This window comes from Actinoplanes sp. ATCC 53533 (genome assembly GCF_003947245.1).
This window is the reverse complement of the sequence record NZ_QHHV01000006.1, coordinates 23423-37254: the sequence shown is the minus strand read 5'-3', so window position 1 is coordinate 37254 and position 13832 is coordinate 23423. Positions and strand designations below refer to the sequence as shown.

The 13832-nt window shown below is 72.7% G+C and carries 10 protein-coding genes; 6 read left to right on the top strand and 4 right to left on the bottom strand.

Annotated elements, in window-relative coordinates:
• Positions 1-72 precede the first annotated feature (72 nt).
• Entirely contained in the window at positions 73-2853 is a 2781-nt protein-coding gene (locus DMB66_RS01385; RefSeq protein WP_125802143.1) for a TIM barrel protein, read from the top strand.
• A gap of 37 nt (positions 2854-2890) precedes the next feature.
• On the opposite strand, the gene DMB66_RS01380 is transcribed toward DMB66_RS01385, so the two are convergent.
• Genes DMB66_RS01380 through DMB66_RS01370 form a run of 3 tightly spaced genes read right to left on the bottom strand, consistent with a single transcriptional unit; the run spans position 2891 to position 5883 of the window.
• Positions 2891-3868, bottom strand: coding sequence for a ThuA domain-containing protein (locus DMB66_RS01380; protein WP_125802142.1), 978 nt, complete (start codon positions 3866-3868; stop codon positions 2891-2893).
• A 33-nt stretch (positions 3869-3901) separates the two neighbouring features.
• A complete protein-coding gene (locus DMB66_RS01375) occupies positions 3902-4687 on the bottom strand; it encodes a citryl-CoA lyase (protein ID WP_125802141.1) in 786 nt (261 codons plus the stop codon).
• Positions 4684-5883 carry a CaiB/BaiF CoA-transferase family protein gene (locus DMB66_RS01370; RefSeq protein ID WP_125802140.1) on the bottom strand — a complete coding sequence of 400 codons (1200 nt, stop codon included), beginning with the start codon at positions 5881-5883 and terminating at the stop codon, positions 4684-4686. Before DMB66_RS01370 ends, DMB66_RS01375 begins: the two co-directional genes overlap by 4 nt.
• A 117-nt stretch (positions 5884-6000) precedes the next feature.
• On the opposite strand from DMB66_RS01370, the gene DMB66_RS01365 reads away from it, so the two are divergent.
• Genes DMB66_RS01365 through DMB66_RS01345 form a run of 5 tightly spaced genes read left to right on the top strand, consistent with a single transcriptional unit; the run spans position 6001 to position 12890 of the window.
• Positions 6001-7470 carry an aldehyde dehydrogenase family protein gene (locus DMB66_RS01365; protein ID WP_125802139.1) on the top strand — a complete coding sequence of 490 codons (1470 nt, stop codon included), beginning with the start codon at positions 6001-6003 and terminating at the stop codon, positions 7468-7470.
• Entirely contained in the window at positions 7467-9242 is a 1776-nt protein-coding gene (locus tag DMB66_RS01360) for a thiamine pyrophosphate-binding protein (RefSeq protein WP_125802138.1), read from the top strand. The genes DMB66_RS01365 and DMB66_RS01360 overlap by 4 nt, the downstream gene beginning before the upstream one ends.
• A 29-nt stretch (positions 9243-9271) precedes the next feature.
• The gene (locus DMB66_RS01355) at positions 9272-11383 is read left to right on the top strand and encodes a PQQ-binding-like beta-propeller repeat protein (protein WP_125802137.1); all 2112 of its coding nucleotides are present in this window, start codon (positions 9272-9274) and stop codon (positions 11381-11383) included.
• Positions 11384-11824, top strand: coding sequence for a type II 3-dehydroquinate dehydratase (locus tag DMB66_RS01350; RefSeq protein WP_125802136.1), 441 nt, complete (start codon positions 11384-11386; stop codon positions 11822-11824).
• Positions 11811-12890, top strand: a complete 1080-nt coding sequence (locus DMB66_RS01345) for a Gfo/Idh/MocA family protein (protein ID WP_370318322.1) — start codon at positions 11811-11813, stop codon at positions 12888-12890. The genes DMB66_RS01350 and DMB66_RS01345 overlap by 14 nt, the downstream gene beginning before the upstream one ends.
• Before the next feature lie 20 nt (positions 12891-12910).
• Here DMB66_RS01345 and DMB66_RS01340 read toward each other — a convergent pair whose 3' ends face one another.
• On the bottom strand, positions 12911-13717 hold the full coding sequence (locus DMB66_RS01340) for an IclR family transcriptional regulator (protein ID WP_233624211.1): 807 nt from the start codon (positions 13715-13717) through the stop codon (positions 12911-12913).
• Between the last annotated feature and the right edge of the window lie 115 nt (positions 13718-13832).

Sequence of the window (13832 nt, the reverse complement as noted above, 5' to 3'; positions counted from 1 at the left end):
GGTCCACGACCCTTTCCCCGGAGGCGAACGCCGAGTATAACTAACTAACCAGTTCAAACATTGTGAGAGCCTATGCTCATCGCCGACCAGGATGGTGCGAGCGGCCCGGCCCGCGGGCTGACCGGCGGCCCGCGGCTGACCATCGCCACCGCGTGCCTGTCCGGGACCCTCGAGGACAAGCTGGCGGCCGCCGCGGCGGCCGGGTTTCACGGTGTCGAGCTCTTCGAGAGCGATCTCATCGCGTCGGCGTGGTCGCCGTCGCGGGTGCGGCAGGAGTGCGCCCGCCGCGGCTTGACGATCGACCTCTATCAGCCGTTCCGCGATTTCGAGGCGGTCCCGCCGGACACCTTCCGGGTCAACCTCCGCCGGGCGGAACGCAAGTTCGACCTGCTGGAGCAGCTCGGCGCCGGCATGATGCTGGTCTGCTCGGCGGAGTCCGCGGAGTCCGTCGACGACGACGACCTGGCCGTCGATCAGCTGCGCGAGCTGGCCGAGCGCGCCGGGCGGCGGGGCCTCCGGATCGCGTACGAGGCCCTGGCGTGGGGCCGGCACGTGAACACGTACGCCCACGCGTGGCGGATCGTGCGGCGGGCGAACCATGCCGCCCTCGGTCTCTGCCTGGACAGCTTCCACGTGCTGTCCCGGGGCGACGACCCGGCCGGGATCCGGATCGTCCCCGGCGCGAAGGTGTTTCACCTGCAGCTGGCCGACGCGCCACGCCTGAAGATGGACGTGGTGGAGTGGAGCCGGCACCATCGGCTGTTCCCCGGGCTGGGCTCGTTCGACCTGACCGGCTTCGTCGGCCAGGTCCTGGCCACCGGCTACGAGGGCCCGCTCTCGCTCGAGGTGTTCAACGACGTCTACCGGCAGGCCGATCCGCGCAATGCCGCCATCGACGGGATGCGCTCGCTGCTCGCCCTGCGGGAATCCGTCGCGACCGGGGGACCGGCCGCCGCGCGGAGCCGGCTCGGCGCGCCCGGCCTGCCGCCGGCCCCGCGGCTGGGTGGTCACGTGTTCACCGAGCTGGCCGTCGACGACGTCTCCGGCCCGGCCGTCGCGCGCACCCTGAGCGCGCTCGGCTTCGCCCGCACCGGACAGCACCGGTCCAAGCCGGTGCAGCTCTGGCAGCAGGGCGACGCCAGGATCCTGCTGAATTTCGCGCCGCAACGGACGGTCACGCCCGGCTCGGCGGTGATCTGCGCCCTGGGGGTGGAGAGCAACGATCCGGCGGGGTCGGCGCAGCGCGCGGGCCGGCTGCTCGCGCCGGTGCTGCCCCGCGTCCGCCAGCCGGAGGAGGCCGATCTGAGTTCGGTGGCCGCTCCCGACGGCACGGCCGTCTTCTTCTGCCGCACAGGCGCCGACGCGAACAGCTGGCTGGCGGATTTCGACGCCACCGGGGCCTCGTCCCGGACCGACGGGCTGGTGACCGGCACCGACCACATCTCGCTCACCGAGTCCGTCGACGACTTCGACCAGGTCGCGATCTTCTACCGTTCGGTGCTGGGCCTCGAGTCCGGTCCCACCACCGAGCTGACCGCGCCGTTCGGCCTGATTCGCAGCCGATCGGCCACCGACTCGGGACACACCTTCCGGATCACCCTCAACACCGCGCCGCTGCGCCGCGGCAGCTGGGCGCCCGCGACTCCGAGCCCGCAGCACGTCGCCTTCGCCAGCGACGACGTGATCGCGAGCGCGCTGGCCATGCGCGAACTCGGCGCACCCGTGCTGAAGATCGCGTCGAACTACTACGACGACCTGGACGCCCGGCTCGCCCCGCCGCCGGAGCTGCTCGCGGCGTTGCGCGAGCACTCCATCCTCTACGACCACGACGAGGACGGCGAATACCTGCACTTCTACACCGAGATGCTGGGTTCCCGGCTCTTCTTCGAGGTGGTCCAGCGCGTCGACGGATATGCCGGCTACGGCGCCGCGGGCAGCGCACCGGTGCGCATGGCCGCGCACCGGCAACGCCGGCTGGGCCGGCTCCGGGACGCCCACGAGCGGCCGGGCGCCCGGGACCACGACTACTCGCTCGCCCATCTGACGGCGCTGAGCCTGTCACCGCCGGAGCTGGTCGAGGCCGCCGCCGACGCGGGATACCGGTACGTCGGCCTGCGCCTCACCCGGGTCACGCCGCAGGAGCCGCACTACCCGCTGGCCACCGATCCCGGGCTGATGCGTACGACGAAGGTCCGGCTGGCCGCCACCGGGGTCGAGGTGCTGGACATCGAACTGGCCCGGATCGGCCCGCGCGAGGATCCGCGGGACTTCCAGCGCGTCCTGGAGGCCGGCGCCGAGCTCGGTGCCCGGCACGTCATCGCCCAACTGCCCGATCCGGACCGCGGCCGCAAGGTGGACCGCTTCGCCCAGCTGTGCGAGCTGGCCCGGCCGCTCGGCCTGACCGTCGATCTGGAGTTTCCGTCGTGGACCGAGACGCCGGATCTCGCCGAGGCCGGCCGGATCCTGCGGGCGGCCGGCCAGCCCAACGCCGGCATCCTCGTCGACCTGCTGCATTTCGCCCGCTCCGGATCCAGCGTGGCGGACCTGCGGGAGATGCCGGCGGAGTGGTTCCACTTCGCGCACGTCTGCGACGCGCCCGCGGGCGTCCCGGTGACCAATGAGGAGCTCATCCACACCGCGCGGTTCGAGCGGCTCTATCCGGGAGACGGGGGCATCGACGTCGGCGGCATCCTGGCCGCCCTGCCGTCCGGCATTCCCTACGCCCTGGAGATCCCGCGAGCGCAACTGTCGGCCCAGATCGGGGCGAAGGAGCACGCCCGCCAGGCCATCGCCGCCGCCCGCCGCTGCCTCGACGGCGTGCCGGCGGACCGGCAGCGCGCCGATGCGGCGTAGGAACGCGGCACCTCGCGATGCCGCATTCACCCACCCGCTAACGGCAGAACGGGCCGCGGCCCATGGCCGACTCGATGCCGCCGCGAACATGCTCGAGGAAGTACCGGTCGCCGGTGGTGGGCGCGTCCGTCCAGGCCTCGACGGTGTGCCCCAGGGTGGTGACCCAGGACCGGCCGCCGTCGTAGTACTGGCACCACGACACGGGGTGGTTGCGGCCGTGGCCGGGGTGGCCGCTGCCGCCGGCCGCGCCGTCCGGCAGGGTGGCCTCGTCGACCTTGGCGAGGATCCGGACGGCGCTGGGGAACGGAACCAGGTTGTACCACTCGTCGGTGAAGTCCCATCGGGCCGGCAGGCCGGCGGTCGACGCGTCGCGGCGGCTCGTCGTCACCACCGTTCCGGGCTGGTTGCGCCCGTGGTCGTAGTAGTTGGCGCCGCCGAGGAGCCCCTCGTACCACTGGAAGTTGTATTCCGTGCCGAAGGCGTTGTGGATGCCCACGAAACCGCCGCCGCCGCGGACGTACTGCCGGAGGGCGGTCTGTGCCGGGTCGTCGAGCGCGTCGCGGGTGGTGCTCATGAAGATGACCGCGTTGTAGCGGAACAGGCGCGCCGGGGACGAGAGCTGCGCGACGTCCTCGGTCCAGTCGACGGCGAAGCCGTGCTCCGCGCCGAGCTTGACCAGGGCGCTCTGCGCGGCGTGCGCCGGGGTCAGCGGCGGGTTGAGCCCGGCCGGCAGGACGGGACCGAGGTGGGCGTGCCGGGGCCCGGCGGTACGGCTGTAGACGAGCACCCGGTAGCCGTCCGTGGCCGGGTCGAAGTTGCCCCAGCCGTGGTAGCAGCCGGGGTCGGTGCCGCGGCAGACGCCGTAGTCGACGCGGCCGAGGTTCTCCGCCGCGGTGTCGCGGCCACTCGGTGGAGCCTGCCCGGCCTGCGGGAGGGCGCTGCCGGCCAGCATGACGGTCGCGGTGAGCGCGGCGGCGAGACCCGCGCTGACCAGGGAATTGCGCGTGATGGGCATGCCTGCTCCTGGCGAGGGGAAGGGGGTGGGGTGTCAGGGGTTTCCGGTGTAGGTGGGCAGGATGGACGGCGGCATCGGGCCCTTGTTGCGCCGGCCCTGGCCGGTCTCCTCCCAGGCGTGGGCGAGGATGCCGACACTGCGGCTCAGGACGAAGAGCCCGCGCGCCAGGGGCGGCGGAAAGCCCAGTTCGGCGTAGACGACGGCGGTGCAGCCGTCGATGTTGATCGGCACACCCCGGGTGCGGTCCGCGGCGAGCACCCGCTCGACCGCCTGGGCGGCGCGCAGGTGGTCCCCGCGGACGACGCCGTCGGACACCGCCCGTTCGACCAGCCCGAGCAGCGGGTCACGCCGGGGGTCGATCGTGTGGAACCGGTGCCCGAAGCCCGGCAGATACTTCGAGCGCGCGCGCCAGGCGGCGACCACGGTCTCGGCGTCGCCGGCGTGCACCTCGGCCAGCAACGCCATGCACTGTTCGCCGGCGCCGCCGTGCACGTCGCCCAGCAGGTTCACGCCGGTGGCCACGGCGTTGTTCAGGCCGATCCCGCAGGTGGCCGCCATCCGCGCCACCGCGATGGACGGCGCGTGCGGCCCGTGATCCACCGAGGACACCAGGGCCGCCTCGAGCAACCGCTCCTGACCCGGCGTCGGGGCCTCGCCGCGCAGCATGAGCCAGATGACGCCGGCGAAGGTGGCCGAGCCGATGAGGTCCTGGACCGGCCGGCCCCGCAGCTCGATGACGTTGGGCTCGATCCGGGAGACGGACGTCGACCACCAGTCGGACACGTCGCGCACGGTCGGCTCCCGCTCGTCCTCGCTCATGGTGCCGGCACCTCCGCCGCGGTGTCCCGGTCGGCCGCGGCACCGCCCTTGACCTCGTCGTTGTGCTCACCCAGCAACGGCGGCGGCGTCGAGGGGCGCAGCGGCGCGCCGTTGACCAGGACGCCGTTGCCGCTCACCCGCAACGTCCGCCGCGGCTGGCCGGGAAAGCCGAGGTCGGTGAAGAACCCGCGGTCCTTCAGCTGGTCGAGCTCCACGGCCTGGGCGACGGTGAGTACGCGCGCCGCCGGCACGCCCGCGTCGGACAGCAGCCGTTCCCATTCGATCGCCGGCCGGCGGCTGAGGGCGGTGTTGATCTCGTGGCTGAGCGCGGCCCGATGCTGCTTGCGGGCCTCCCGGTCGGCGAAGCGCTCGTCGGTGACGAGGTCCGTCCGCCCGACCAGCCGGCACAGCGTCTCGAACTGTTCCTGCCGGTTGGCGGCGATGTTGAGCGGTCCGTCGCCGGCCTGGAAGGTGCCCGACGGCGCGGCGGTCGCGTTCTGATCGCCCATCGGCTCCGGCGGGACGCCGCTGACGAGATAGTTCGACGCCGCCCAGCCCATCGCGGACAGGGACGTCTCCAGCATGGACACGTCCAGGCTGACGCCCCGACCTGTTCTCGCCCGGCCGGCCAGCGCCGCGGCGATCGCCATCGCGGCGACCAGGCCGCCGATCGTGTCGGAGACCGGGAACCCGACCCGCAGCGGCGCGGTCTCCGGCGTACCGGTGATGCTCATCATGCCGGACAGGCCCTGGATGATCTGGTCGTAGGCCGGCGCCTGGCTCATCGGGCCGGTCTGCCCGAACCCGGAGATGGCGCAGTAGATCAGGCGGGGATTGAGCCGGTGCAACACGTCCCAGTCGTAGCCCAGCCGGCTCAGCACCCCGGCCCGGAAGTTCTCCAGGAGGACGTCCGAGCCGCGGGCGAGGTCGGCGAAGGTCTCCCGGTCGGCCGGGTCCTTCAGGTCGAGCTCGACGGACTTCTTGCCCGCGTTCTGGGCGAGGAACGAGGCGCCGACCGCCGCCCGGTTCAGCTCGGGCTCCGGTCCGAGGGCGCGGGCCAGGTCGCCGGTGCCGGGTTTCTCGATCTTGACGACCTCCGCGCCGAGAAGCATCAGGTGGTAGCTGCAGTACGGCCCGGCCAGGACGTTGGTCAAGTCCAGGACCCGGACGCCGTGCAACGGTCGGTCGTCATCCATGCGGCGTGCCCCTCTTCCCTTTTGCCCAGCCATTGCCAGGGGACCTCGCGGCCCGTACGTTACACCTAGTCCACAGGACGGTCTAGAAGGACCACCAAGCGGTCCTGGTTGGGAGCGATGATGCCCGCGGACGAGATATCCAGGGTCGGCTGCCTGGTCGCGGGTGAGTGGGTGCACACCGGCACCTGGGACGATCGGGAGGGCCCCTGGACCCGTACGGTCGTCAGCAGCACCCGCCAGGCGGATGAGCACGATGTCGGGGCCGCGCTCGCCTGGGCCCGCCGGGGGGCGAAGGCCGTCGGCCGGATGTCGCCCGCGGCGCGGGCCGCGGTGCTCGAACGCGCGGCGGCCGAGACGATCCGGCAGCGCGACCGCCTGGCCCGCCTGCTGGCGCTGGAGCTCGGCAAGCCGGTCAAGGACGGGCGCGGCGAGATCGACCGGGTGGCCGACACCTTCACCGTCTCGGCCGCCGAGGCCCGGCGGATCGGCGGCGAGGTCCTGCCCGTCGCCGGCTGGGCCCGCGGGGTGGGCACCACCGCCTTCACCCACCGCGCGCCGGTAGGCATCGCCCTGGCGATCACGCCCTTCAACGCTCCGGCCAACCTGCTGGCGCACAAGCTGGCCGCCGCCTTCGCCGCCGGGAACACCACGATCGTCAAGCCGCCGCCGCAGGCACCCGCGGCCTCGGCCGCGGTGGTGGAGATCCTGCTGGAGAGCGGGATGCCCGCCGAGGCTGTCCAGGTGCTGCACGGCGACGGCCGGCTCGGCGGCGCGTTGTGCGCCGCGCCGGACGTCGGCGTCATCAGCTTCACCGGCAGCGTCGCGACGGGTGCGGCGGTGGCCCGCGCCGCCGGCGCCAAGCGCCTGGTGCTGGAGCTGGGTGGCAACGCCGCGACCATCGTCTGCGACGACGCGGACATCGCCGCGGCCGCCCGGATCTGTGCCGCCACCGGCTACAGCAACTCGGGCCAGAGCTGCATCTCGGTCCAGCGCGTCTACGTGGACCGGGGCCGGTTCGACGAGTTCCTGGACCTGTTCACCCGCGAGGTGGAGAAGCTCTCGGTCGGCGATCCGCTCGACCCTCGCACCGACGTCGGCTCGATGGTCGACGACGACGCGGCCGAACGGGTGGTCGCGTGGGCGCGGCAGGCGGCCGAGGCCGGTGCGACCATCACGACCGGTGGCCGCCGGGACGGCGCCACCGTGGCGCCGACGGTCGTGGCGTCGCCGCCCGCCGACGCCCGGCTGATCCGCGACGAGGTCTTCGGCGCCGTGGTCAGCGTGTCGCCGTTCGACGACTTCGACGAGGTGCTCGCCACCTGCAACGACAGCCGCTACGGCCTGCAGGCGGGGCTGTTCACCAACGACATCCGCCGCATCGTCACCGCCTGGCGCGAACTCGAGGTCGGTGGCCTGGTCGTGAACGGGTCGTCGAACTTCCGGCTCGACCACGTTCCGTTCGGCGGGGTCAAGGATTCCGGGTTCGGGCGCGAGTCGCCGCGCTGGATGATCGACGATTACACGGTCGTCAAGACGCTCCTGCTGCGCGGCATGTCCCTGTTCGGCGACCAGGAAGGCGCACGATGAGCGTCGATGAGGCCCGCGAGACCGGCACGGACCGCGAGACGGTCTCCGCGGCGGAGGCGATGGTGGCCCAGCTCGAGTCGTACGGCGTCGAGTACGTCTTCGGCACCTGCGGGCACACCAACATCGCGCTGCTGGACGCGATCGGGCGCAGCGGCATCCGCTTCGTCATCGCCCGCCACGAGCAGGCGGCGGCGCACGCGGCGGACGGCTACGCCCGCGCCAGTGGCAAGACCGGCGTCGTCCTGCTGCACGTCGGTCCCGGGATGACGAACGCGGTCACCGGCGTGCTCACCGCCGCGCTGGACTCGGTGCCGCTGGTGGCGATCGCCGGCGACATCCCGTCCTACTACTTCGGGCGGCATCCCCATCAGGAGGTGAACCTGCACGCCGACGCCGATCAGACCGCGATCTACCGGCCGTTCGTCAAGCGGGCCTGGCAGGTGCAGCGGGTGGCGGATCTGGCGCGGTTCACCGAGCGCGCCTTCTGGACCGCGACCTCCGGACGCCCGGGCGCGGTCCTGCTCAGCGTGCCGATGGACCACTTCTCCCGCCCGGTGCCGCGGGAGGTCGCCGGCGCGTACCCGCTCGCGGTCCTGCGGCGGCCCGGCCTGCCGGCCGAGGTCGCCGGGCACATCGCCGAGCTCCTGCTGACCGCCGAACGTCCGCTCGTCTATCTGGGTGGCGGTCTGCGCCGCGGTCCGGGGCTCGACGCCCTGCGCTCGCTGATCGAGCATCTCGACATCCCGGTCGTGCACTCGCTGATGGCCAAGGGAACGCTGCCCGACAGCCATCCGCTCCTGCTCGGCATGCCGGGCTTCTGGGGACTGGAGATGACCAACCGGTACACCCGCGAGGCCGACGTGGTGCTGGCGCTGGCGACCCGCTTCGCCGAGACCGACGCCAGTTCGTGGGACCGCCGCTACACCTGGCAGTTCCCGCCGGGCCGGCTCATCCAGATCGACATCGACCCGGCCGAGATCGGCCGCAACTTCCCGGTCGCCGTCGGCGCGGTCGCCGACGTCACCCACGCCGTGCAGGCGATCGACGGCGCGGTCCGCGACCGGCAGCCCACCCCGCGACGGCGGGACGGGCTGCGGGAGACCATCACGGCGAGCCGCCGCGAGTTGTTCGCCGGCAGCCGGGAGCGCGGCACCAGCGACCGGTTCCCGCTGCGGCCCGAGCGCATCCTCGCCGACCTGCGGGCGATCCTGCCGGCCGACGCCGTCCTGGTCACCGACGTGGGATGGAACAAGAACGGGGTCGCGCAATGCTACGAGCTGCCGGCCGAGGGGCGTTTCATCACGCCGGGCGGCGCCTCGACGATGGGCTTCGGCCCGGCGGCGGCGGTCGGGGTCCAGCTCGCCCAGCCCGATCGCACCGTCGTCGCCCTGATCGGCGACGGCGGCATGGGCGCCCAGCTGCCGGCCCTGCCGATGGCCGTCGAACAGGGTGCCCCGGTCATCTTCGTCGTCATGAACAACCGGTCCCACGGGACCATCTCCGACCTGCAGAGCGCGCACTTCGGGCAGAGCTTCGGCTGCGACTTCACCGGCCCGGACGGCGCGGCCTACAGTCCCGACTTCGCCGCCCTCGGGCGTGCCTGCGGCGCGGACGGCTACACCGTCGCCGGCGCCGACGAATTCGGCGACGCGCTGCGTGCCGCCGTCGCCGCGCGCCGGCCGGCGGTGCTCGACGTGCCGATGGTCAACGAGCCGGTGCCGACCCCCGGGCACTGGAACATCAAGGACATCTACCACGGCGTCTTCGACTGAACCGCGAAAACAGGACGAGGTGACCCCGCATGGCCCCCATCGACCGAAGAAGCCTTCTCAAGGGCGCCGTGGCGTCGGCCGCAGCCGCCACCGCCGGCCCCATCATGGCCGGCGCGGCCGGCCGGCCACCCGCCGCGGCGGATCTCGCGGTGTTCGACACCCCGGGCGACAGGGACTTTCCCAAGGTCGGCGGCAACCTGGGCAACCAGAACTACACCGCGCTGCGGCGCATCGACCACGACACCGTACGGCGGCTGCGCGGCGCCTGGGTCAACTCCGTCGAGGGCGGCCTCCGCCAGGGCAACAGCCAGAGCACGGCGGTCGCCGTGGACGGCGTGCTCTACATCGAGTCGGCCCTGGGCAACGTCATCGCGGTCGACGGGGTCACCGGGCGGACCAAGTGGCGGTACGAGCAGACCCGCGGTGCCCTGACCCGCCGCGGCGTCGCGGTCGGCGGGGGCCACGTCTTCACGAAGTCGAACGAGAACTACGTCATCGCGCTCGATCAGGAGACCGGCCGGGTCGTCTGGGAGCGTCAGGTCAACGGCTTCGGCAACATCGAGAAGGTCGCCGTCGTCTACCACGACGGATTGCTGTTCTGCGGCACCAACGACGGCCCCCGGGGCGCCGCCCTGGGCCTCGACGCCCGCAACGGCGATCTGCTCTGGCACTTCTGGGGAACGCCCGAGCCGGGCGAGTTCGGCCACGACACGTGGGAGGGCGACTCCTGGATGGAAGGCGGTGCGACGCCGTGGATCCACCCGGCCGTCGACCCGGAGCTCGGCCTGACCTACTGGACGTTCGGCAACGCGCGGGGCAACAACTCCTCGCAGGACGGCTCGGCCCGGGGTGGGCAGAACCTCTTCGCCAACTCGCTCGTCGCCCTGGACCTGCGCACCGGCGCGTACCGCTGGCACTTCCAGTCGATCCACCACGACATCTGGGACATGGACAACGTGATGTCGCCCGTCCTGGCCGACGTGCGCATCCGCGGGAAGAACCGCAAGGTGATCGTCTACGGCAGCAAGTCCGGCATGTACTTCATCCTGGACCGGACCGACGGCTCCGCCCCGCTGGGCGTCGTCGAACGGCCGGTGCCGCAGGAGCCGCGCCAGAAGACCTGGCCCACGCAGCCGTTCCCGGTGCAGGGCGGGTGGACCGAGCAGCGCGTCGTCGATCAGCCGCTGGGCACCTCCGTCCCGGGTGACCCCAACCGGGCCGTGCCCAACTACGTGCGGGGCGCCCTGTACGACCCGCACTGGGACACCCCCGTCCTGACCATCCCCGGGCACGGCGGCGGCGCCGACTGGTCGCACCTGTCGTTCAGCCACCGCACCGGCCTGGTCTACACCGGCTTCGGGTACGTCGCCGCGGCGCACTCGCTGACCGAGAGCGCCAACGGGCTCCGGCCGCCCGGCGAGTACCAGACCGGCGGCATCGTCGCGGTGGACGTGAGCACCAACCGGGTCAGGTGGAAGCGGCGCATGCCGTACTCGCTGGGCCACGGCAACGGCATCCTGACCACCGCCGGCGATCTGCTGGTCATCGGTCAGCCCGACGGCAATCTGCTCGCCATGGACGCCCGCACCGGCCGCGAGCTGTGGCGCTTCCAGACCGGCGCGGCGATCAGCTCCAGCCCGATCATGTACCGCGCGGGCGGCAAGGAGTACCTCGCGGTGTACGCGGGCGGGACCAGCATCCCGTACGGCAACTCGGCACCGCGCGGTGACTTCCTGTGGGCGTTCGAGATCGGCGGAGCCCTCGGCCCGGCCCCGACGCCGCCCCCGCCCGTCGTGCGCCGGCCGGTCTCCGGCGGCCCGGTGGAAGGCGCGGCGGTCGCCGACACCGTGGTGATCGGCCGGACCTACAACGCCGCCACCGGCACCATCGGCGCGACCGAGTCGTTCGCGGTCGCCGGCATGGCCCCGACCCATCTGCGGGTCCCGGCCGGCACCACGGTCACCTTCACCAATCACCCGGGCAACGCCGGGCCCCGCGGCGTGACCCAGTTCTTCGAGGGGCTCTTCGACGTCCGCCTCGCCCCGGGCGAGTCCTTCCGGTTCACCTTCACCCGGGCCGGCGAATACTTCTTCAACGACCCGGGCAGCCCTCGGTCCACCGGGAAGATCGAGGTCTACTAGGTGGCCGGGCGGCTGTTCATCCTCAACGGCCCGAACCTCGACATGCTGGGCCGGCGCGAGCCGGACCTGTACGGCCGGGTGACCCTGGCGGAGATCCGCGAGCGCTGCCAGGCGGTGGCCGAGGAGCTCGACTTCGACCTGTTCTTCGAGCAGACCAACGCCGAGGGTCAGCTCATCGACTGGGTGCATCAGGCGTACGACGAGTCGGCCTCGGTCATCATCAACCCGGCCGGGCTGTCCACCCGGTCGGTCGCCCTGCTCGACGCGCTCAAGATGCTCGAGCGGCCGATCGTCGAGGTGCACCTGACGAACATCTTCGCGCGCGAGCCGCTCTACGCCGCACCGCTGACCGCGGCCGCGGCCGGGGGATTCCTGGCGGGCTTCGGCGCGGAGGTCTACGAGCTGGCCATGCACGGACTGGCCGGGCGTGTGCGGCGGTAGCCCCTCGGAGGTGGTCGTGCGGTTCGGCATCATCGGTTGCGGCGGGATCGCGAGGAACCACGTGAGCGCCCTGCGGGCCGTCCCCGGAGTCCGGGTGGACGCGGTCGCCGACGTCGACCCGGCGCGGGCCCGCGCCTTCGCCGCGGAGCACGGCGTCCGGCAGGCCTTCGGCGACGTGGACGAGATGCTCGCGGCCGGCCTCGACGCGGTCACCATCTGCACCCCGCACGCGGCGCACGAGAGTGGTGTGCTGGCCGCGGCCCGCCACGGTCTGCACGTGCTCTGCGAGAAGCCGATCGCCCTCAGCGTCGCGCAGGCCGATCGGATGGTCGCGGCCACCGAGGCCGCCGGAGTGCGCTTCGGTGTGCTCTTCCAGCGCCGGTTCTGGCCGGCGGCGGCGCGCATCCGGGCGGCGATCGACGACGGGCGGCTCGGCCCGCCGGTCAGCGGCGGCGTCGTGGCCCGCCTCAACCGGGACGCGGACTACTACGCCGAGCCGTGGCGCGGGCGCCGGGCGACCGAGGGCGGCGGCGTCCTGATCACCCAGGCGATCCACCACATCGACCTGCTGCAGTGGTTCATGGGCCCGGCGCGGCGGGTGACGGGACGCTGCGCCACCCTCGTCCACCGGGGGATCATCGAGGTGGAGGACACCGCCGGCGCGCTCGTCGAGTTCGCCTCCGGCGCCATCGCGACGATCCAGGCCGGCACCACCTTCCGGCCCGGGCTCGGCGCGCAGGTCTGGGTCAGCGACGCGCGCGGCCGCACGGCGAGCGTGCTGGAGTTTCCCGAGGGCGTCGGCCGCACCGACGTCTGGACCCTGCCCGGCGAGGAGGAGTTCGCCACCGCGTACGGCGCCGGCCGGACCTTCGACCTGCCGCTGGCCGACATCCACGACCACCTCGCGCCCTACCACGCCGCCCAGATCGAGGACTTCGCCGCCGCGGTGCGGGACGACCGGGAGCCGGCCGTGACCGGCCGCGAGGCGGTCCGGTCCCTGGAGATCATCGAGGCGATATACGACTCCTCGCGCACCGGCGCGAGCGTGGAGCTGAGGTCGCCGTAGTGGGCGCTGATCGGGTCGGTTCAGCCGGGCTTTCCGAACGGGCTGGCGAATCCGCGTTCCGACATCTGCTGCGCCATCCGCACCAGGTCGGCGGCGAACTCGGCGACCCGGCTCTCGGTGAAGCGGATCGTCGGCCCGCTGAGCGCCAGGGCGGCGACGACGCCTCCGGTGTTGCCGAGAATCGGCACGGCCACGGCGGACAGGCCTTCCTCGCGCTCGCCGTGGCTCTCGCCGTATCCCTTCGCCGCGGCCTCGTCGATCCACTTCCGCATCACCGTCGCGTGCTCCGGGCCGTTCGGCGAGCTCCGGGCGATGCGCTCCAGGATGCCCGGGGCGGCGTCGCGCAGGAGGACCTTCGAGGAGGCACCGGCCCACATCGGCAGTTCGTCGCCGACGTGGACCACGTGCCGCAGGGGTTGCGGGCTCTCCTGCTGTGCCACACAGACGCGGTAGACGTCGCGGGCGACGTACAGGTTGACGGTTTCGCGCTGGCGCGCGGCGAGCTCGCGCATGCCGCGCTGGGTCTCCGGCGGCAGCTCCCAGCTCCGCCGGGCCAGGTGTGCCCACCGCCAGAGCCCCGGCCCGGCCATGTATCCGTTGCTGGTGGCCCAGAGCAGGCCGCTCTGCTCCAGAGTGGAGACGAGCCGGAGCACGGTCGTCTTGGCCAGTCCGGTCGCCTCCACGATGTCGCGGACCGACACGGTCGGCCGATCGTCGGTCAGCAGGCCGAGAATCCCCAGCGCGCGCTGGACGCTGCGGACGCCCTGCTGATCGGCGGACTCGGCCGGCGTCGCCGGCTGGGAATTCCCGGTGGTAGGCGCCTCCACGGTTCTCCACTCTCCTCGTGTCCCGGCGGATGGCCCCTGGGCCATCGGATGCTGTCTCGCCCCGATTCTCCTGCTCCGGGCGCGCATTCACACATCCGTAACGGTCCGGACTCAA

Coding starts and splice junctions, on each gene's coding strand:
- DMB66_RS01360 (WP_125802138.1), top strand. CDS start 7,467: ATGAGCGTCGATGAGGCCCGCGAGACCGGCACGGACCGCGAGACGGTC.
- DMB66_RS01385 (WP_125802143.1), top strand. CDS start 73: ATGCTCATCGCCGACCAGGATGGTGCGAGCGGCCCGGCCCGCGGGCTG.
- DMB66_RS01375 (WP_125802141.1), bottom strand. CDS start 4,687: ATGAGCGAGGACGAGCGGGAGCCGACCGTGCGCGACGTGTCCGACTGG.
- DMB66_RS01370 (WP_125802140.1), bottom strand. CDS start 5,883: ATGGATGACGACCGACCGTTGCACGGCGTCCGGGTCCTGGACTTGACC.
- DMB66_RS01355 (WP_125802137.1), top strand. CDS start 9,272: ATGGCCCCCATCGACCGAAGAAGCCTTCTCAAGGGCGCCGTGGCGTCG.
- DMB66_RS01365 (WP_125802139.1), top strand. CDS start 6,001: ATGATGCCCGCGGACGAGATATCCAGGGTCGGCTGCCTGGTCGCGGGT.
- DMB66_RS01380 (WP_125802142.1), bottom strand. CDS start 3,868: ATGCCCATCACGCGCAATTCCCTGGTCAGCGCGGGTCTCGCCGCCGCG.